The organism is Collimonas pratensis, from assembly GCF_001584185.1.
Lineage (GTDB): Bacteria > Pseudomonadota > Gammaproteobacteria > Burkholderiales > Burkholderiaceae_D > Collimonas > Collimonas pratensis.
The window spans coordinates 114,479-134,815 of sequence record NZ_CP013234.1 but is presented as its reverse complement, the minus strand read 5'-3'; the positions used below and the strand labels follow the sequence as shown (position 1 = coordinate 134,815).

Sequence of the window (20,337 nt, the reverse complement as noted above, 5' to 3'; positions counted from 1 at the left end):
TCACTTGCAGCAGCGCCAGGCTGTCATGCCGGAACGCTGGTTTTACTATGGGCGGCAGCTAAATGCAGGCGGCGGCTGGAAGACCAGTCGGCCAGATGCACTTTTTCACGGATGCTGGCGCAAGCTTGCACAATCCGCCGGATCTCGACTTCGGTCAACCCGGAATTGAGCGTCAAGCGCACCAGCGAACGATTCTTCGGCGTCGCCGGCGCACAAAAAACCGCGCCGAAAATACCCTCCGCTTCCAGCGCTTTGCGCAAAACCAGCGTCATCGGCTCGGCGCCCGCTTCCAGCGCGATGATCTGTTCGCTGCCGTCGCTGACGTTATAGCCCAATGCATCGAGTTCGACACGGATACGGTGCGCGTTATCATGCAGCGCGCGCCGGCGATCGTCAGCCGCCCGGATAAAGTCCAGCGCCGCATCGAACCAGGCCAGTTCATGCCCCAGCAGGCAAGAGCTGAAAATCGCCGGCCTTGAAGTCGACAAGAAATAACCTTTGAACTTGTGCGAGCAGGTAATGAAACCGGCTCGTCCGCTAAAAGCCTTGGCCAGAGAAGCGGTACGGAAGTGGACTCGTTCCGACAAGCCCAGTTCTGCCACCAGGCCCGCGCCGCCGGGACCGTGCGTACCAAGCGAGTGAGATTCGTCGACCACCAGTATGCTGCCGCTGTCCTCGGCGACCTTCAATACCTCATGTATGGGACAAACACTGCCATTGGTGCTGTATAAGGCGTCGACCACGATCACGCCGGGCCCATGCTTTATTACCTGGCGCTGCAGATGAGCAATGTCGTTATGCAAAAAAGGCAGCGCGCGCGCCTGACCGACCTGCACCCCCTCCCATAGCGATGCATGCGCCTGCATATCAAGATATACCGGCACCCCGGGTTCAGTGATGCTTTGCATCAGCCCCACATTCGCACTCCAGCCGGACTGGGTGATCAAACCGTCTTCGGAACCCATGAAATCGGCCAGTTTCTTTTCCAGGCGATGCTGGGGGCTCCCTTCCTGCAAAAAAACCGAAGACATCAACAAGTCTGCGTCGCCCTTCCTCAGGCGCACGGCCTGCGCCTCGATCAGGACAGGTTCGGCAGCAATGCACAGATAATCATTGCTAGACAGGTAAATGGCATCCGGGCCTGGGGTGCACCATTTATGCAGATGTTCGCCGCCCAGCAGCTTTTCTATGCGGTCAATGTAGTGCTCGTCCATACGTGCAGATACAAAAGCAGGCAAACGTTGCTCCGCTGCAGAACTTATTTCCGCGTGGTAGCTTGTAGTTAGTGGCATAATTTTCTCCCAATACACTCTGTTGACATGCCAAACAGAGTAGCCAGAGCTCCCCCGTCTGGAATCTGGCGCCAGGCCAGGCGTGAAGCGGTGGAGACGAGGCGCAAGGCCGTCTTCACCAAAAACCGCCTGATGACAATTTATGATAGACCAATATCCGCCCCCTCATGAGTGAGCACACAAGCAGTTGGATAAGCGAGCGTTGGCCGGTCTGGCGGCAAGCCACGGGTAAATGGTGGGCCGGGTTTTACCGGCAATACGACAGCAATATCGAAAGGCTGATGGTCCTGGCCTGGATCGCCGTGCTTGGCATGCCCCTGTACTACGTTGTATGGACATACTGGTTTCCACAGCTGTATGAAAACCTGGGCTTGCGGATTTTCGGCGTGGTCCTTTGCCTGCCAGCCATCTCTATCAGGCGCCTGGTGCCCAAAAAATTTCTGACTGCCTATTTTTTTATCGGCCTGACCTATCTGGTGCCGTTTTTCTTCACATTCATGTTTTTGATGAATGAAGGCTCTCCGGTATGGGGTCAGTCTTTACTGATCGCGCTGATCATTCTGTTCCACTTTGATACAGCGCTGGCATTCTCATCCTATCTGGTCGGCACCACGCTGGCCTACCTTGTCTTTGCCGTGCTCCATGGCGGCCTGGTGCTGCCCAGCTATCACGCATTGGAACAATGGCCGATACAGCTGTTTGCCATCGTCACGGTGTCGATCGCCAAAGTCAGCAGAAAAGTGCTGGCGCAAGAAAAGCTGGCCGGCATGGCAACGGCGTTGGCCACGGTGTCGCACGAACTACGCACTCCCCTGCGCAGCATCAATGCCAACGCACGCGGCCTCAGCCGCCTGCTGCAGGAAAACGCCGTGCCGAGCAGCCCCAGCCAGGTTCCCATGGAAAAGGCCCTCGCCAGAATTGAATTTGAAGTGCGGCACATGAACAATGTGATTGACCTGTTCCTGCTGAGCGCTTCTACCGGGAGAGAAAATCTGGTCGCAACTGACATCGTGTCGATGGCGGCGGCAGTCGATCTGATGATGCAACGCTATCCCTTCGTCAACCAGGAACAGCGCGATCTTGTCGCCATCACGGTGCGCTCGGATTTCCGTTTGCTGGGGCAGACCGAACTGTGTTCGATGGTCCTGGTCAATTTGCTGCGCAATGCGCTGACCTCGATCCAGCGCGTCGGCAAGGGCCGCATACGGATCGTGCTGGACGGCGCCAGGCCGAGGCCGAGGCTGCTGTTCATCGATACCGGCAGCGGCATCGAAGCGGGCCGCATGGCGCAGATCTTTGAACGCTTTTACGCCTATCCCGAACACAACGGCACCGGTATCGGACTAGCGTTTTGCCGCGACGTCCTGAGCGCCTGGGGTGCCCGCATACGTGTGATTTCGCGGCCGCTGGCCTACACCATTTTTGTGCTGGAGTTTCCGCCGGTAGTGCAACAAAAAGCAGCAGATGTGCGCTCTCTGTTAAATTAGCAGCTTATTAGCAATCTTTATTAGCCGTCTTACCCAATCGAGCGCATAGGTCGTCTTTGCGCCTGCAACGCGCCGCCATGAATATTTCATTACCTGTTTATCAACATCCGACGTTGACGATCCTGATCGACGACAGCCAGAGCTTTCTGGACAGCCTGGCTTTTCAGTTGCCGCCGCAAATGGCGCGCAAAGTCTTTCATGATACCCAGGCCGCCCTCGAATGGCTGCGCGACGCCTATCGCCATTCGCCCAGTAAAAGCCAGTCGATCCGCGTCAATTACGACGAGCAGACCTATTCCTTCGACCGCCGCACGGTCGCGGTCGATATCGATCAGATCTACCGGCAATCGATGAACCGGCGTCGCTTCATGCTGCCGTCGGTGTTAGTGATCGATTATGCAATGCCACAAATGAACGGACTGGCGTTTTGCCAGGCGGTGCAGGACCTGCCCTGCAAAAAAATCCTGTTTACCGGCCAGGCCGATGAAAAGATCGCCATCGAGGCCTTCAACCGCGGCCTGATCGACCGGTTCATCAAGAAAAGCGACCACGACGCCCTGGATCACCTGGAAATGGAAATCCGCACCCTGCAGAAAGAATTCTTCCACGCCCAGTCGCTGACGCTGAAAGACCTGCTGTCGCGCCATTCCTACACCTTCCTCTCGGATCCGGCGCTGGAAGCGCTGGTGGAGCAACTTTGCAAGCGGCACGGCTTTGTCGAGTATTATCTGTTTCCCAACCCGACCGGCATCCTGTTTTTCGATATCCAGGGCAAGGCGACGCTGATGGTGGTGGAAACCGAAGCCAGCCTGATGTCGCAGCTGGAAGTGGCGCAGGACTACGGCGCGCCGCTGGAATTGCTGACCGGCTTGCGGGAAATGCGGCTGGTGCCCTTCTTTTCCGATACCGGCGGCATGTACACCGACGCGTTGCGCCATGATTGGATATCATATTGCTTGCCGGCACAGATTTGTTTTGGCGCGCAAGACTATTATTGGGCTTTGTTTGACTTCCCGGCGCACTATCTCCGCGATTCTTTTTATTCATTTGCGGAATTTTTGCGTGACCAATCTGCTGACGTAAAATCTTAACTAAAGACAAACCATGCTGCGAAGCGAAGCCGCTCCTCGATTATCCGCCCCTGACCTGCTGCAGATCGCGCAAGCTCCCGACTGGGATCAATTGCGCGCACGCAGCCAGCGCATGCTGGCACAGCTAGGCATCTGCGATTTCATGCTGAAGATGGATGTCACTGGCGCCAATGGCGCGGCGCAGGTGCAAATGTTCGGCACCCTGCCCGGCGCCACGCTGCAGCTGTTCGCCCAGCCCACGGACGACAAGACCGATCCGGTCCAGCAGCATCTGGCGCGCTCCTGCCTGCCGCTCAGCTGGCAGGTCGAACAGCTGTGCCTGCTGCACGGCGGCCACATCTATCCGCTCTTGAAAACCATGGGTATCACGCAAGGCATCAGCTTGGCCCTGCATACCAGACAGTCGGTCAACCGTCTCGATTTTTACAGCAACGCGGCGCCATCGGCGGCACTGCCGGCCGGCGCCCAGGCCGACGCCCTGCTGCTCGGCCTGTACCTGCAGGAAAGCGCCGAATCGCTGTGGCGCAAAGCCACGCCGAACCAGGAAACACTGCTATCGGCGCGCGAGCTGGAATGCCTGCGCTGGAGCGCCGACGGCAAGACCAGCAGCGAGATCGGCCTGATCCTCGGCATTTCCCAGCGCACCGTGTACTTCCACATGAAGAATGTAGCGATGAAACTGGGCGTCTATAGCACCCGCCACGCCATCAGCCGGGCGGTCATGATGGGCATCATCAAACCCAACAATTAAGCCGATTAATTTAATCCAATTGATTTAATCCGATCGATTTAATTCATCCAATTTTCAACAAGCAAGCGCGTAACGGCATTCCGCATTGATGGCTGCGCGCCATCGACTGTTTCCTGCTGCAGCCAGCTGCAAATTTTTAACGGAACTGTCCATGGATCGTCGTATCTATCTGCTGGCGCTGGTGGCTTTCATTGCCGGCCTTGATGAAAACCTGGTCGGCGGCATCCTGCCCTTGCTGGCCCATGACCTGGGGGTATCGCTCAGCGTCGCCGGCCAGCTGACCAGCATCTTTTCCCTCTCCTTTGCCTTGTGCGCGGCGCTGCTGCTATCCGTCACCGCGCGCTTTGAACGGCGCACCCTGCTGCAGGCTGCGTTGGCGATTTTCGCACTCAGCAACCTGGCTGCCGCACTGGCGCCCAACTATGCCAGCCTGTTTGCCCTGCGCATCGCATCGGCCGCCAGCTGTTCGCTGATCGTGGTCCTGTGCACTACCTTCGCCTCCGCGCTGGTGACGCCCAGCCACCGTGGCCGCGCCATCGGCGTCATCTTCATGGGCATCAGCGCTTCGCTGGTGCTAGGCATCCCGTTCGGCATCGTGCTCAGCGAACGGCTCGGCTGGCGCCTGCCGTTTGCCGCCATGGCGCTGCTGGCCGCCGCGCTGATCTTCTGGCTGCAAGCCAGCCTGCCGCGCATGACCGCGCCGCAGCCCTTGCCGCTGCGTCGCTACTGGCAACAGCTGGCGGTACCCAGCCTGGCGCTGGCGCAGCTGGTTTCGATCCTGATGATCGCCGGTCACTTCACTTTGTTTGCTTATCTGGCGCCCTACCTCGGCGCCACGCTCGGCCTGCACGGCAACAGCCTGAGCCTGATGTACGCGCTGTTCGGCGTCTCGGCGGTGAGCGGCGGTTATCTCGGCGGCTGGCTGTCCGACCGCCTGGGCCCACGCCGCACCGTGTGGCTGGTGCCGGCGGTATTCACGCTGGTGCTGGCCAGCCTGCCGCTGTTTGCCGGCTCGCTCTGGCTGTTCCTGCCGGCGATGATGTTATGGAGCAGCCTGAGCTGGAGCATTTCGCCGACCGTGCAGAGCTACCTGATCAGTTCGGCGCCAGGCGCCAGCGAAATGCATATCGGCATCAATACTTCCGCCATGCATCTCGGCGTAGCCCTAGGTGCGGCTTGCGGCGGACTGGTGATCGCCTGGCGGTCGCTGGCCTGGACGCCGCTGGTGGGCGCCGCCGTGTCGGGCATGGCGCTGGCATGCGCCTTGGCGTCGCTGTATCTCAGCCGCAGCCGCCATGTAAAGCCATCGGCGACGCCGGCAGAATTCACATAGCGGCTGGCATGCAGAAGCGGCGTTTTCCGGCCTTGGCCTGTTCCTGTTACTGCTCGAAGAAATGCTTGTCGGCGAGGACGCTGAGATTGCCGCCCAGCTGCGCGTAACGGAACGGCGCCTGCGTCATCAGCGCTTGCGACGGCGCCGTCAGTTCGGGGGCGGTCTCGCGATAGAACACGATCCAGCCGAGAATCCCGCCTTTCGGCATTTCCTGTGCGGCGCCGGTTTTCTGGACAAACCAGGTGGGATCGGCGATACCGTCCAGCACCCGCTGCGCCAGCTTTTGCAGGCGGCCGTGACGGCGCAGATACCAATCTTCGTGGTGCAGCCGCGACAGTTCCGCCATCATCACCAGCGGCGCCAATGCATAGTTGTGATAAGCCAGCGCACGGCCGGCGCGATTCATCTCCAGCGGCAGGCTGCCGTCGTCGCCGATGTCGTTCAGCGCACTGTCATAGATCTTGCTGGCGGCGTCGATATAGCGCTGCTCGCCGGTGGCGACGCCGGTTGCCATCACCGCCAGGCCGACCCAGTAATAGTGATTATTGCGGGCGCCCTTGCCATTGTTGACGAACGCCAGCGCAGCATCTGCCAGCCGCGGCAGCCATGCTTCGATATGCACGCGTTGCGCCGGCTCCGCCAGCGGCCGCACTTTGATGTAGGCCAGCGCCACGCCCGCCAGCGTCCACTTGCGTTCATACTGCGCCTGGCTGCTGCTGACTTTCCCCAGCATGGCACCATCCACCGCCCAGCGGTCCAGCCAGCGCAAGGCGCACTGAGCCGCCGCGGCGTCGCCGCCGGCGATGTAGCGATCGGCATCGGCGCTGACTGTCGCCAGGTAATCGCTGAACGGTTTGACCGCCGCTTCGTTCTTGGCTTTCAGGACCGGATCGACGATCGAATAATGAGCGTCGGAATAATAACTGTTCGCCTCGATATCGCGCAGTCCCGCCGGCGCCTCAGGACAGGCGGCGAATGCGCTGCCGCTGCACAGGCAAAGCGGCAGGATGAAGCGAAGTAGATGGCGCGGCATGCGGCTCCCTCTAGATGTGATTGGCGTCAGATGCATTAGCAGTGAGCCATCTCACTGCCAGCAGGTGCAAGAATTAAAACATAGGCTTGCAGGGCAAGCTGCTGCTGAATCTTTTTGTTGCAAATTCATGGCGCCATGCCGCTGCAAGTCGACAGGATCGCCACCAGATCTTCCTGGCGGCGGCGCTCGCTGCGCAATTGCTCTGGGCTGACGCCGCGCTCGGCGGCATGCGCGGCAATGCATGCATCCTGGCCCGAATCGGCGTCGGAAAATACCAGGCGGGCGGCGCCAAGCAATAGGGCAAACAGCAGCCCAATCAAGAGCATGATCAGGACGAAACGGCCTGTAGCTTTTTGCGGATTTTGTGAAATGACGGGCATGGCGGCTCCTTGCGCAAAAGAAGTTAGCTAAACAACTAAATCGTCAAAAATAATGCGCCCGGGCGACGCATCTTGCTTACTGTGGTATCAGCCTATGCTTTCGCGAACGCCACGCAGGGCCGCGATGGAGTCGTCGAAACGGTCGCTGCCGACTTGCGCCCGCAGACGTTGCGCCACTTCGGCGCTGACAGCATTGATCGGTTTGTCCAGCGCTTGCCCGGCAGCGGTCGGGAAAATATTCCATTCGCGGCCGTCTTCTGCCGATGGCCGGCGCTCGATCAACTGCTTGGCCAGCAAGGCGTCCAGCAAGCGGGTTGCGGTTGGCCGCGCGATGCCAAAGACAGAGGCCACTTCGCTGCTCAGCAAGCCGGGCCGCCGCAGCACGGTGCGCAAGACAAAACCCTGCGGCGCGGTCAGGTCGAAGGGCTGGTAGGCGGCATTCCACTCGCGCTCGACGATGCGCGCCAGTGCGGTGGTGTTGAAATAGAGGCAGTGATCAAACATGCCACTAGTGTAGATAAATATAGTTAGCTAGGCAATCATATTATGCGTGTGCCGCGTTGTTTTTGTCTTTTTAACGCACTAAGTCCTTGCTGTTTTGCCATTTCGCCACTAAATTGATAGCAACGAACATTCGGTACAAATCATTATGCCAACCGCAGCCCTGACCCGCGACGAAGTCATTGAACGCATCCTGGCGGCCTTCCGCCGCTTCGGCTACGAGGGCAGCAGCCTATCGCGCCTGTCGGACGCCACCGGCCTGGGCCGCTCCAGCTTGTACCATTATTTTCCGAACGGCAAGGAAGACATGGCTAGCGCCGCAATGGCCGCCGTGGGCGGCTGGTTCACCCAGTACGTACTGCCGACGCTGACCAGCAAGGAAGCACCCGAGCGGCGCGCGCAGGAATTTGCCGGCAAGTTGGCGGAATTTTACTCGAACGGCATGGCGCCTTGCCTGACCGATGTGTTCACCATCGGCGAAGCCGGCTCCCTGTTCCAGCAGCACCTGGGCAGCCGCATGCGCAGTCTGATGGCCTTGCTGGCGGCGGTAGCGGAGGATGCTGGCATCGACAAGGTGGAAGCCGCAGTGCGCGCTGAAAACGCCGTGATCGCGATCCAGGGTTCGCTGGTGGTGTCGCGCGCCTTGGGCAGCAACGGGCCGTTCATGCGCATGGTCGAAAACTTTCCCAATCTCTTGCTCGGCGCCTCGGCTGCCTAGGATTGCAAGGCCTGGCGCAACGTGTCCAAACCAGTCAAATAAACAACAAGCCCCCGATTTCTTTAAGTTGATTCCAGCGATTTTTACTTGACAGGGTGGTTTTGACTTTGTATTGTACCGATTGTTCGGTACAGGATTGTCCAGCCGCACCTTGTTCTCGTCTTATTCAATTTCAGGAGTCTCGCCATGCCAGTCGCCCGCCCCGCCCAGCCTATCCGTCTTTACCGCTCGCCGTTCTCCGGCCACGCCCATCGGGTCGAGCTGTTTTTGTCACTGCTGGACTTACCGTTTGAAATGATCGACGTCGATTTGCGCGCCGGCGAGCAAAAAAAACCCGGATTCCTGGCAAAGAACCCGTTCGGCCAGGTGCCGGTGATTGAAGACGGCGCCGTCACGCTGGCCGATTCGAATGCCATCCTGGTCTACCTGGCAAGCAAATATGGCGACGACGGCTGGCTGCCGCGCGATCCGCTTGGCGCCGCCGGGGTACAACGCTTTCTGTCGCTGGCTGCCGGCGAGATTTTCCGCGGTCCTGCCAGCGCCCGCATGGCAGCTCTGTTTGGCGTACCGCTGGACCGCGAAGCCGCACGTGCTACCGCCTTGCAACTGTTTGCGGTCCTGGAACCGCACTTGGCCGGCCGGGACTACCTGACCGGCGCCCATCCGACCATCGCCGATGTAGCTGCCTATAGCTATATCGCGCATGCGCCGGAAGGTGGCATCGCGCTCGATGCTTACCCGCAGATCCGCAGTTGGCTGCGCCGCATGGAAGCGCTGCCGGGTTTCGTCGCCATGCGCGCCAGCCAGCCGCTGGCGGCCTGAGCCGGCGTCGGCTGCCATGCGCGCTATCGCGTGCAATCACTGAGGAGGCAAGCAACCATGACCAATCTGGAAACAGCCGGCGCCAGCGCCGGCAAATCGGTTTTCCATCGCGGCGAACTGGCTTTGCAGCAGCGCGCCGGGGTGCTGGAAAAAATGGCGGCGCGCAGCCAGGTGATCCGCAGCGCGATGCCGGACCAGCATCGTGAATTTTTCAGCCAGCTGCCGTTCCTGATCGTCGGCAGCGTCGACCGCCAGCAACAGCCATGGGCCTCGATTGTGATCGGCGAACCCGGCTTCGTCAGTTCGCCGGACGCCGAGCATCTGCGGATCCACGCCCGCGCGCTGGCCGCCGATCCGCTGCAGCAAAACCTGGCCGGCAACGCCGCCATCGGCTTGCTGGGCATCGAACCGCACACGCGCCGCCGTAACCGCATGAACGGCAGGATAGAAACGCTGGATACGGACGGCTGGACCATGAAAGTCGAGCAGAGCTTCGGCAATTGTCCCAAATACATCCAGGCGCGCAGGCCGGGCAGCGTCGACAGCGCCGGCGCCGCGGCGCCAAGGGTGCACCGCGCCAGCGAACTGGACGGCGCCATGCAGCGGCTGATCCGCGCCGCCGACACCTTCTTCATCGCCACCGCATTCCTGCCGGATCCCGTCGCGGATGGCAGCGCCGGGGAGGGTGGTTACGGCGCCGATGTTTCGCATCGCGGCGGCAAGCCTGGCTTTGTCCGCATCGACGATGCAAAGACGCTGACGGTGCCGGATTTCGTCGGCAATTTTTACTTCAACACCATCGGCAACCTGGTGGTGCATCCGCGCGCCGGCTTGTTGTTCATCGATTTCGCCAGCGGCGACCTGATCTACCTGGCGGTAAGCGCGGAGCTGATCTGGGACGGCTCCGACGTGGCAAGCTTCGCCGGCGCCGAGCGTTTGCTGCGCTTCCATGTCGAGCAGGCGATACGGGTCGAAGCATCGCTGCCGCTGCGCTGGAGCGAGGCGGAATTTTCGCCGGCGCTGGCGCCCATGGGTTCCTGGCCGGCATAAAAAAACCGGCTGCCTTTTTCAAGGCAGCCGGTGCGCTGTCATTCATCAGCCGTTGCTGCGCCCGGCAGCAATGATCGTGCGGTAACTTACTCCTGCGGCACTGGTGTCAGGGCGCCGGTCAGATCGCCCATCGGCTTGCCGCCGTTGGCCACCAGCGCTTTGTCACGCGCCGTGATGCCAGGCAGTACCGGCAGCGAATAACGGTTGGTGATGAAACGCAGGATCGAGGCAGTGTCGTATTGCGTGTGATCGACAAAGCCCTTCTTCGCATACGGCGACACCAGCAGTGTCGGCAGGCGTGTACCCGGACCCCAGCGGTCGCCCTTAGGCGGCGCGACGTGATCCCAGAAGCCGCCGTTTTCATCGTAAGTCACGACAATCAGCATGTTCTTCCATTGCGGGCTGGCTTGCAGCTTGGCGATCACATCGGCGATGTGAGCGTCGCCATCGCTGACGTTGGCGTAGCCGGCGTGCTGATTGAGGTTACCCTGCGGCTTGTAGAACGCCACTGCCGGCAGTTTGCCCGCTGCCGCATCCTGCAGGAAGGAAGCGTCGAAATCCTTCAGGTGGCTGGCGCGTTCGGCAGCGCCGGTGGCCGTGGCCGGATCGAAACGGCTGTAGTAGTTGAACGGCTGGTGATGCGGCTGGAACTGCACCTTGCCGCCATAGATCACGCCGCGGCTGGCATTCGGCGCATCGGCGATGGCCGCATTCCAGGCGCCCGCATACCAGGCCCAATTGATGCCCTTGGCGCTGAGCTGATCACCGATCGTGGTCTGCGATTGCGTCGGCAAAGTAGTGGCCTTGCTCGGATCAGCATAGCTGGCGACGGCAGCAGCGTTATTGCCGCTAGGCTGGTAGGGCGGCTGCATGGTGTTGACCGCGTAGAACATGCCAGAGGCGTCTTTCGGCGTGATCGTGCTGTCTTTCAGATAGACCGGCGCACCATTCAATACCGAGGTCGGATTGCCTGTGCCTGGCGCCAGGCCGATCAGGTTGCCGCTGGCATCCAGGTTGACCGCCGAAATGCTGTTCTTGGCCGGCGAGGTGGCGGCATCCGCATTCGGATAGGTCGGCGCGCAGGCGCAGATCAGGTACTGGTGGGTCAGGAAAGAACCGCCGAAAGTGCCCATGAAGAAGTTGTCGGCCAGCGTGTACTGCTTGGCGATGTTCCACAGCTTCATCTTGCTGCCGTCGTAGTAGCCCATGCTGAGGCCGCCGGCGTCGGAATAAGCGGTGAACTTGTCGTTCTTGCCGCCGTTGATCTGCATCTGGTTGTTGTAGAAACGATGCACCAGGTCGCGCGTGATCACCGCCGAAGACATGAAGATCGGGCTCTTGCTGTCATCGATCTGGAATGGCTTGTTTGGCAGGTTGGCCGACTGCGCCTGGGTGATCACCGTGCTCTGGCCGGCCAGGGTCATGCCGCCCCAGGTCGGCGGCAGCACCGGCAGGGTGCTGCCGTCGAAATCTTTTTGCGGCACGTAGGCCGAAGTCGAGGTCGGATTGACGCCCGGGATGCCGTTAGCGCCCGGGAACAGGCCGTACAGATTGTCAAAGCCGCGGTTTTCGGCAAAGATCACCACCACGTTCTGGATGTTGTTCATGGCCAGCGCGCCCCCCAACGCCTGACCCAGGTCAACGTTGCCGCCCTGCGCCACGACAGCAGCGATGGCCGCATTGATGGCTGCCGCTTCTGCTTTCAGCGCTGCCAGATCCTTGCCGCCGAGCTTGTTGATGTCGGCCAGCAGGTTCGCTTCGGCAGTGCCGATTTTTGCCGCCAGCTTCTTGCTGGCATCGGCGAAATCGCCGCCGTTGGCGTCCATCGCCGCTGCCAGTTCGGTGGAAATCGCGCTGACGTAGGCGCTGCGGCCAAGCGGTGCGCGGAACACCAGTTTCTGCGCGACGGCGGTGCCTTTGTCGCCCAGCGCTTCGTGGTGGATGGCGCTGGTGTCGATGGTGGCCAGCACCGGGCCCTGGCCGCGCAGGGCGTAGGAACCGTCGGCGCCAGTCTTGACTACCGGCGATGCTGCATCGCAGGTGGCTTTCTTGACCTTGTCTTCAAAACATACTTGCGCATTCTCATAATAGCTGCCGGTCACCTGGCCGCTGGTGACGCCGCCGGCATCGCCGCCGATGCTACCGCCGCCGCCACCGCCGCATGCGCTCAACCCTGCCGATAACGCCACTGTGGCTGCCACTGGCAGCCAATGCATGGATCGCTTCATAACCCCTCCCCGGGTGATAAAAGACGCAATCCTATGCTTCGAATATGTCAACCGTGTGAAATATGTATCGCTAAGTAACGTTTATTTTCCACAAAAAAATCCGTCATCGTTCTGTCATAAAGGACTGTTAGTCTTGCGCACAAAATAACAACAGCAGATGTCATCCCACTTCGCTTTTTGCCTATCCCTATGAAACCAGTGCTCCTCGCCGTCCTGGGCGGATTCCTGCTGAACGGTTGCGGCCAGCAGCATGCCGATGCCGATCCGGTGGCAGCCGCCAAACCGGCGACGCCGGCCTATGTCGGCGCCACCTACGCGCCAACGCTGAAACAACAGCCGTCGGTGGCCGCCATGACGGCGCTCGGCCGCACCATGTTTTCCGATCCTTCGCTGTCGGCTTCGGGCCAGATGTCCTGCGCCACCTGCCATAGCCCGGATCATGCTTTCGGCCCGCCGAACAACCTGGCGGTGCAGCTCGGCGGCAAGGAGATGAAGACCCTGGGCACGCGGGCTGTGCCGTCGCTGCGCTACATTCAGAACGTGCCGGCGTTTACCGAACACTTCTTCGACGACGACGGCGACGACAGCATCGACGCCGGCCCTACCGGCGGCCATAACTGGGATGGCCGCGCACCGTCGACCCATGACCAGGCACGGATTCCCTTGCTGTCGGCGCATGAAATGGGCAATGCCGGTCCGGCTGAAGTAGTGGCAAAACTGAAGCAGGCCAGCTATGCGGCGCAGTTCCGCCAGACTTTTGGCGAAGACATATTCGACAATCAGGAGCAGGCCTTCAAATGGGCGCTGATGGCGCTCGAAGTGTTCCAGGAAAGCCCGACCGAGTTCTACCCTTACAACAGCAAGTACGACGCCTTCCTGCGTCAGCAAACCCAGCTCAGCAAACAGGAGCTGCGCGGCCTGCAACTGTTCAACAATCCGGCCAAGGGCAATTGCGCCTCCTGCCACATCAGTGAAATCACCGCCAGCGGCGCCTTCCCGCAGTTTACCGACTACGGCCTGATCGCCATCGGCGTACCGCGCAACAAACACATCCCGGCCAACGCCGATCCGAAATACTACGACATGGGCTTGTGCGGCCCCGACCGCACCGACCTCAAGGACAAGACCGAATACTGCGGCATGTTCAAGACGCCCTCGCTGCGCAATGTAGCAACGCGCAAGGTGTTCTTCCACAACGGTAGCTTCAGCAGCCTGGAACAGGTGATGAAATTCTACGTGCAGCGCGATACCCAGCCGCAGAAATGGTATCCGCGCGACAAGAATGGCAAGGTGCACAAATTCGACGACCTGCCCGAGGCCTACCATGGCAACGTCAATGTCGAAGCGCCGTTCGACCGCAAACCCGGCGACCGGCCGGCGTTGACGGATGACGAGATCAAGGATGTCATCGCCTTCCTGAAAACCCTGAACGACGGATTTCACCCTTAAAAACCGGATTCGTAGGGTGGGCACATCGTGCCCACGCGTGAACTCACACCATGTACATGCCATTCCGGGACCTCACCGGTATGCGCTCCGGTTATCACGGTAACGCGTGGGCACGAGTGCCCACCCTACGGCGTTATTTTTTAGCTTTCTTTTCGACCTTCGTCACTTTCGATTTTCCGCCTGCACCTTTCTCGAACTGCGCATGGAATTCCAGCGCCAGCTTGCGGATCGACAAACCGATATTGGTATAGTCATATTCGTTCAGGTTGGCCAGCGACACCCGCGCCGACGCATGCGCCGTGCCGAAGCCGCGCCCCGGCAGCAGGATCACGCCGGTTTCTTCCGCCAGCCGGAACAGCGCTTCGTTCGGTTTCAAGCGCTTCACCATCCATTTGGCAAAAGCGGCGCTATACATTTGCGTGGCCAGCGTTTCCAGGTCGAGCAGATGGTAGTAGTGAACGGAATCGGCATCGACCGGCAGCGGCAGGGCCAGCGCCCGGTAAAGCGCTTCCTTGCGGCGCAGGACGATGCGCTTCATCGATTTCTTGTATTCCTGCGGCTCATCCATCAGTGAATACAGGGAGAACAAGGTCATCTGCGCCTGCACCGGCGTCGACAGACCGGCGGTGTGGTTGAGCGCCACGGTGCGGCTGTCGGCCACCAGGCGGTCGATGAATTTCAGCGCGCGCGGCTCGGTGGTGATCGAGTTGTAGCGCAGGTCCAGCTCCTTGCGGCGGGCTTCCGGCAGGGCGGCGATCTTGTCGTCCAGGATATTCTTTTCGTGAGTGGCGACCACGCCCATGCGCCAGCCGGTGGCGCCGAAATATTTCGAGAACGAGTAGACCAGGATGGTGTTGTAAGGACAGATCGCAAACAGCGACACGAAGTTGTCGGCAAAGGTGCCGTAAACGTCGTCGGTGAGGATGATCAGATCCGGCCGTTTCTTGACGACCTCAGCGATATACGCCAGCGTCTCGTCGTTGATCCGGACCGAAGGCGGATTGCTAGGATTGACCAGGAAGAAAGCCTTGACCTTGGGATCGAGCAGCTTGTCGAGTTCCTTCTTGGTGAACTGCCAGTTATTCTCGGACGGCGCATCGACCAGCAGTTCGACCAGCTGGTAATCGTTGAGATGCGGGATCTCGATATACGGCGTGAAGATCGGCATGCCAAGCGCGATGGTGTCGCCGGCCTTGAGGATATGGTTTTCACGCAGGCTGTTGAAGATGTAAGTCATGGCGGCGGTGCCGCCTTCCACTGCGTACATGTCGAAATTGCCGATGAAGGGATGTTCTCCTATCATCTCGCGTCGGATGTACTGGCCGACGATCTTCTCGCTCAAGTTCAGCATGCGGTCCGGCACCGGATAGTTGCAGCCGAGGATGGCGACGCACATCTCGTACAGGAAATCGGCAGCCGACAGGCCCAACTGGTCGCGCACATACGACACCGCCGCTTCGATGAAACGGATACCTTCGGTGCCGGCATGGGCCTTGGCAAAGATTTCGAAGCGCGCTTCGATGCCGTCGGGCTTAGGAAAGCCGCCGACGCCATCCATGTAGATATAAGAGCGCTCTGCTTCGCTCATGGCAAACAGGCCGAACTGGAAGAAACCGTGACGCGGCGTGGTCGCCAGGAAATTCGGGTTGCCGCGGCCGGCGTTGAGCATGGAGCGGTCGCTTTTCGCCGCCACCTGGATCAAGGCATCTTTCAATTCAAACGGGCTGAGCAGGGCGAGTTTATCTGGGTTACTGAAATCCATTTCCAACACTCCTTATTGATTGGTGTGAGTCCGCCGCAGCGGACCCGAGATGATGCACAAACGGATGAAGCGAATCAGACCAGCGCCACGATCAGCGGTCCGAGCAGGGTCAGGAACACATTGGCGAGCGCATAGGTGATGGCGAAAGGCACGGTGGGGATGGCGTTCTCGGCTTTGTCGAGCACTTCGCCGAAAGCCGGATTGGCGCTGCGCGAGCCGCTCAGGGCACCGGCGAATATCGCCGTATTGTCATAGCGCAGCACATAGCGGCCGATCAGCATGGTCAAGATCATCGGCAGGATGGTCACCACCATGCCGACACCGAAAATGGTGAAACCCTGCTGGCGCACCGTCTGCACCGCCTGCAAGCCGGAAGACAGGCCGACCACCACCACGAAGCCGGCCAGGCCCAGGTCTTTCAGGATCTGTACCGCGGCCGCCGGCATGGCGCCCAGCGACTGGTGCTTGGAACGGTACCAGCCGAACAGCAGGCCGGAGAGCAGGGCGCCGCCGCCGCTGCCCAGGGTCAGCGGAATCGAACCGACCTTGGCCACCAGCAGGCCGGCCAGCAAACCCACTACCAGGCCGGCGCCCAGGTAGACGAAATCGGTCTTGGCGCTCGGCAGCAAGACATAGCCGACAATCTCGGCGACGCGCTTGACGTCTTGCTCGGCGCCATAGATGGAGACCACGTCGCCCAGCTGCACGATGGTTTCCGGCTTCATCGCCAGCACCTGCCCCATGCGGCTCAGCTGTACCACGTAGATGCCATGACGCACCTTGCCGGCGGTTTCCTCGCGGATCGTAGCCACGCTCTTGTTATGGAATTCCTTGTTGGTCAGCACCACTTCGCGGTGCTGCATGGTGAGTTCCATGCCTTCCACCGCATACACTTCCCTGCCGAGAAAGCCCGAGGTGCTGACCACCGCTTCGCGGCGGCCCACCACCAGCACGATATCCTGCGGCTGCAGCAGCAGCTGCGGATTGACTTCAATCACCTGGCCGCCGCGCTGGACTCTTTCAATCGTGACGGCAGTAGCCGGATCGAGATTTTCCACTTCCTCGACCGAGATCTTGTCGTGCGTGACTTCGTACAGGCGGCCGACCAGCTCCGGCAAAGCCGCGTGCTGCTCCGGCCCCAACACCTTGACGCCGGCCTGCATGGCGGTCTCGGCCTTGACCGCGTCTTCGCGGATGCTGCGGCCCATCAGCTTCGGCAGGATGTTCACGCAGACGATGATGGCGCCGAAAGAACCGAATACATAGGTCACGGCATAGCCCACCGCGACATTGCCCTGCAGGCGCGCCACTTCGGCCGCATCCAGCCCGAGCTTGGTGATGGCGTCGCCGGCGGTGCCGATGATGGCCGACTGCGTCAGGCCGCCGGCTGCGATGCCCGCCGCCAGCCCCTTGTCGAGGCCGAACAGGCGCGCCATCACCACGACCGTCGCCAGGCCGGTGATCGCCAGGACCGCCGCCAGGATGATTTCGCGGATCGACTGCTTGCCCAGCGAGTTGAAGAATTGCGGACCGCTTTCATAGCCGACCGCGTAAATGAACAGCGCAAACAGAACTGCCTTGACGCCCGGATCGACCTGCACACCCACCTGGCTGACCAGCACCGCCACCAGCAGCGAGCCGGCGACGCCGCCGAGCTGGAATTTGCCGAACTTGATCTTGCCGATGTAATAGCCGACCGCGAGCGACAAGAACAGCGCTATTTCAGGGGATCTCTTGAATAGGTCATGCAGCCATTCCATAACGGACATCCTTTCATGACGAGTGTAGACAATCGATATTGCATTTTGACAAGTTGCCAAAAGGTATTTTCATCATAGCAGAATTGCTATTTCCGGAAGGAAACTGTGCACGCCGTACGGCGTGAATCGGCAATCGGGTCCGACTGCCGCTGCCGCATCCGACACGTCTACTTTGCCGCCGGCTTTTTCGCCAGGCGCCGCTGCAAGGTGCGGCGATGCATGTTGAGGGCGCGCGCGGTCGACGATACATTGCCCTGGTGCTGGGCCAGCACATACTGGATGTGCTCCCATTGCAGGCGGTCCACCGACAAGGGTGCCGCCACCATGGTTGCGGCGGGCGCCGCGGCGGCGCTGTCGTGCTGCAGCGCCAGCAGGATGGAATCCAGATTGGCGGGCTTGGCCAGGTAGTTGTCGGCGCCCAGCTTGATCGCCTGCACTGTGGTGGCGATGCTGGCATAGGCTGTCAGCACCAGCAGCCGCGCCTGCGGCAAGGCCTGGCGCAAGGGGGCGATCCATTGCAGGCCGGAATCCTGCATCAGCTGCAGGTCGATGGTCACCAGTTCGAAAGCGGTCTGGCTGGCCGCCGCCAGTGCTTGCCGGCCGTCATGCGCAACCGTCACCGCGAAGCCGCGCCGGCCCAGCGAACGCGCCAGCGTCTCGGCGAACACCAGATTGTCGTCAAGGATCAGGAAAGTACTCATGCCAGTTCCAGCGTGAAATCGGCGATCGTGCCGGTTCCTGCGGATGGCGTGCTCAGCCTGATCTCGGCGCCGATCTGGCGCGCGTTCTCGAATGCCAGCAGCAGCCCTATGCCCTTGCCGTCGACGGCGCTGCTGGCCACCGGCTGGTAGCCGAGCCGCGGCAAAAGCTCGGCAGCGATGCCGGCGCCGTCGTCCTGCACCCGGATCAGTGCACTGGCGCCGGCGAATGTCAGCGTCACCTGTATCCGCCCGCCATTGGCCGCCACCGCGCGCGCAGCATTGTCGAGCAGGGTCAGCAACACCTGGCCCAGCACCTGGACCTGGCTGCTCTTGCCATCTTGTTCCGGCAAGGTCAGCGACAGCTTGACTGCCGGATAGCGCAAGCGCCAGGCCTCGATGAATTTTGCCAGCCACTCTTTCAGCGCATGCGGCCCCAGCGCAGCCTGCGGCTCGGCATCGACGCGCATGCGCTCGAGCGCGTTCTTGCACAGCCCGATCTGCTGTTCGATCAGGGCCAGGTCAGCACCATACGCCGCCAGCGCCGGACTTTGCCTGGCTTCATTGCGCAACTCGCCGGCAATGACTGCGATGGTCGCCAGCGGCGTGCCCATTTCGTGCGCGGCGCTCGCCGCCTGGGCGCCCAGCGCGACCATCCGCTCGCCTTGCAGCTGGCGTTCGCGGGCCTGGCCCAACTGGGCCTCACGCTGCCGCAGGTTGGCGGAAATGCGCGTCACGAACCAGGTGATGAGCGCCGCCGAGACAGCAAAATTGACCCACATCCCGGCCAGGTGGTAGGCCATGCCACGGCTGCTGTCGTGAATATGCAGGGGCTGGTAGACATAGGTCAGCAGGGAGTAGCTGGCAAACGCATACAACGCCAGCACAAACGCCAGGCGCCACGGCAGGATGGCGGCAGCGACTGCCAGCGCCGGTAAATAGAACGAGACGAAAGGATTGGTGGCGCCGCCGGAAAAGTACAGCAACAGCGACAGGCTGGTGACATCCGCCAACAGCTGCACGAACAGTTCCAGATCGCCGGCTGGCCGCACGCGGCGTGTCCGTCGCCAGCTCAGCAGATTGAAGACCGCCAGCACACCGATCACGCCAAACAAGGACTTCAGCGCCCCGGCGGACAAGCCGACATCGAGGGTGAAATGCACCACCGCGATCACCAGCAGTTGCGCCAGGATGGCGATCCAGCGCATCCATATCAAGCGGCTGAGGATCTGGTGCTGGGGCAGGGTGCTGAAAAGCGGGAGGAGGTCCATCGCCGGATTATATCCTTGCCGGCGCCGGACCTTATGTTATTGCTATCGATATGGCTATCGAATTTGCTTGCGCTTCAGGCCACCGCCAGCTCTTCTTCAAGCGCGGTCATGCGCCAGGCTTCCAGTTCCTGCATGCGGCCGAACCAGGCTTGCAGATGGCGGTAGCGGGCCAGCGGCGCCCGTCCTGGCGCGGCCGCCATCAGCGGCGCCGCAATCGCGAGGTCGGCCAGCGTCAGGCCTTCGCCACAAACCCACTGGCGCGGCGCCAGGTGATTGTCCAGCACGGTGGCGAACGATTCCAGGTCGACCGCACCACGCTCAAGCTCGACCGGATCGGGCCGGCCGGCGCCGATCAAACCTTTGATGAAATTTTCCCAGTAAAAAATCGCGATCGCCGGCGCCAGGTGCTGGGCCGACCAGAACATCCAGCGGTTGATGTCGGCGCGCGCCCGCAGTTCGGCCGGGTAGACCGTCTGGCCCGGGGTCTTGTCGGCCAGGTATTGCATGATGGCGCAGGATTCCCACAGGATGAAATCGCCGTCCACCAGCACCGGGATTTTCTCGTTCGGATTAATGCTGAGCAGGTGCTTGCGCTGCTCGCTGCTGGAGAGGTCGAGCAGCACCAGCTCTACCGGCTGGCGCAGATGATGGGCAGTCATGACGGCGCGGCGGGCATTGGTGGAAATCGGATGGTGATAAAGGCGCATGCTG

The 20,337-nt window shown here is 60.9% G+C and carries 18 protein-coding genes; 8 read left to right on the top strand and 10 right to left on the bottom strand.

Annotated features, from left to right (window positions below; genetic code table 11):
* Positions 1-23: 23 nt before the first annotated feature.
* Positions 24-1,292, bottom strand: coding sequence for an alpha-hydroxyketone-type quorum-sensing autoinducer synthase (gene cqsA, locus CPter91_RS00630; RefSeq protein WP_061935599.1), 1,269 nt, complete (start codon positions 1,290-1,292; stop codon positions 24-26).
* A gap of 167 nt (positions 1,293-1,459) precedes the next feature.
* Between cqsA and CPter91_RS00625 the strand changes: the two genes are divergently transcribed.
* The 4 genes from CPter91_RS00625 to CPter91_RS00610 all read left to right on the top strand — a co-directional run bounded on the left by CPter91_RS00625 (position 1,460) and on the right by CPter91_RS00610 (position 5,954).
* Complete coding sequence (locus CPter91_RS00625; protein WP_061935596.1) at positions 1,460-2,779, top strand: sensor histidine kinase; 1,320 nt, start codon at positions 1,460-1,462, stop codon at positions 2,777-2,779.
* A gap of 77 nt (positions 2,780-2,856) precedes the next feature.
* Positions 2,857-3,870, top strand: coding sequence for a response regulator (locus tag CPter91_RS00620; protein WP_061935593.1), 1,014 nt, complete (start codon positions 2,857-2,859; stop codon positions 3,868-3,870).
* Positions 3,871-3,883: 13 nt separating this feature from the next.
* Positions 3,884-4,621, top strand: a complete 738-nt coding sequence (locus CPter91_RS00615) for a LuxR family transcriptional regulator (protein ID WP_082792495.1) — start codon at positions 3,884-3,886, stop codon at positions 4,619-4,621.
* 151 nt (positions 4,622-4,772) lie between these two features.
* The gene (locus tag CPter91_RS00610; protein WP_061945677.1) at positions 4,773-5,954 is read left to right on the top strand and encodes an MFS transporter; all 1,182 of its coding nucleotides are present in this window, start codon (positions 4,773-4,775) and stop codon (positions 5,952-5,954) included.
* 46 nt (positions 5,955-6,000) lie between these two features.
* On the opposite strand, the gene CPter91_RS00605 is transcribed toward CPter91_RS00610, so the two are convergent.
* The 3 genes from CPter91_RS00605 to CPter91_RS00595 form a co-directional block, all read right to left on the bottom strand.
* Positions 6,001-6,987, bottom strand: a complete 987-nt coding sequence (locus tag CPter91_RS00605) for an alginate lyase family protein (protein ID WP_061935587.1) — start codon at positions 6,985-6,987, stop codon at positions 6,001-6,003.
* Positions 6,988-7,112: 125 nt separating this feature from the next.
* Positions 7,113-7,367 (bottom strand): hypothetical protein, encoded by a 255-nt coding sequence (locus CPter91_RS00600; RefSeq protein ID WP_061935584.1) that lies wholly within the window; start codon positions 7,365-7,367, stop codon positions 7,113-7,115.
* An 87-nt stretch (positions 7,368-7,454) separates the two neighbouring features.
* Entirely contained in the window at positions 7,455-7,871 is a 417-nt protein-coding gene (locus CPter91_RS00595; RefSeq protein ID WP_061935580.1) for a MarR family winged helix-turn-helix transcriptional regulator, read from the bottom strand.
* 145 nt (positions 7,872-8,016) lie between these two features.
* On the opposite strand from CPter91_RS00595, the gene CPter91_RS00590 reads away from it, so the two are divergent.
* The 3 genes from CPter91_RS00590 to CPter91_RS00580 all read left to right on the top strand — a co-directional run bounded on the left by CPter91_RS00590 (position 8,017) and on the right by CPter91_RS00580 (position 10,458).
* A complete protein-coding gene (locus CPter91_RS00590) occupies positions 8,017-8,586 on the top strand; it encodes a TetR/AcrR family transcriptional regulator (protein ID WP_061935576.1) in 570 nt (189 codons plus the stop codon).
* Positions 8,587-8,772: 186 nt separating this feature from the next.
* Positions 8,773-9,408, top strand: coding sequence for a glutathione S-transferase family protein (locus CPter91_RS00585; RefSeq protein ID WP_061935573.1), 636 nt, complete (start codon positions 8,773-8,775; stop codon positions 9,406-9,408).
* 57 nt (positions 9,409-9,465) lie between these two features.
* Positions 9,466-10,458, top strand: a complete 993-nt coding sequence (locus CPter91_RS00580) for a pyridoxamine 5'-phosphate oxidase family protein (RefSeq protein WP_061935570.1) — start codon at positions 9,466-9,468, stop codon at positions 10,456-10,458.
* A gap of 86 nt (positions 10,459-10,544) precedes the next feature.
* On the opposite strand, the gene acpA is transcribed toward CPter91_RS00580, so the two are convergent.
* A complete protein-coding gene (gene acpA, locus CPter91_RS00575; RefSeq protein WP_061935568.1) occupies positions 10,545-12,686 on the bottom strand; it encodes an acid phosphatase in 2,142 nt (713 codons plus the stop codon).
* Positions 12,687-12,875: 189 nt separating this feature from the next.
* On the opposite strand from acpA, the gene CPter91_RS00570 reads away from it, so the two are divergent.
* Positions 12,876-14,135: a cytochrome-c peroxidase gene (locus CPter91_RS00570; protein ID WP_061935563.1), complete on the top strand. Its 1,260-nt coding sequence runs from the start codon at positions 12,876-12,878 to the stop codon at positions 14,133-14,135.
* Between the two features lie 133 nt (positions 14,136-14,268).
* Here CPter91_RS00570 and CPter91_RS00565 read toward each other — a convergent pair whose 3' ends face one another.
* From CPter91_RS00565 to CPter91_RS00545, 5 genes are all read right to left on the bottom strand, one after another.
* Positions 14,269-15,897: a bifunctional aspartate transaminase/aspartate 4-decarboxylase gene (locus CPter91_RS00565; protein WP_061935560.1), complete on the bottom strand. Its 1,629-nt coding sequence runs from the start codon at positions 15,895-15,897 to the stop codon at positions 14,269-14,271.
* A gap of 74 nt (positions 15,898-15,971) precedes the next feature.
* On the bottom strand, positions 15,972-17,657 hold the full coding sequence (aspT, locus tag CPter91_RS00560) for an aspartate-alanine antiporter (RefSeq protein ID WP_061935557.1): 1,686 nt from the start codon (positions 17,655-17,657) through the stop codon (positions 15,972-15,974).
* Between the two features lie 167 nt (positions 17,658-17,824).
* Complete coding sequence (locus tag CPter91_RS00555) at positions 17,825-18,358, bottom strand: response regulator transcription factor (protein WP_061935554.1); 534 nt, start codon at positions 18,356-18,358, stop codon at positions 17,825-17,827.
* Positions 18,355-19,626, bottom strand: coding sequence for an ATP-binding protein (locus CPter91_RS00550; RefSeq protein WP_061935551.1), 1,272 nt, complete (start codon positions 19,624-19,626; stop codon positions 18,355-18,357). The genes CPter91_RS00555 and CPter91_RS00550 overlap by 4 nt, the downstream gene beginning before the upstream one ends.
* 74 nt (positions 19,627-19,700) lie before the next feature.
* The gene (locus tag CPter91_RS00545; RefSeq protein WP_061935548.1) at positions 19,701-20,333 is read right to left on the bottom strand and encodes a glutathione S-transferase family protein; all 633 of its coding nucleotides are present in this window, start codon (positions 20,331-20,333) and stop codon (positions 19,701-19,703) included.
* Between the last annotated feature and the right edge of the window lie 4 nt (positions 20,334-20,337).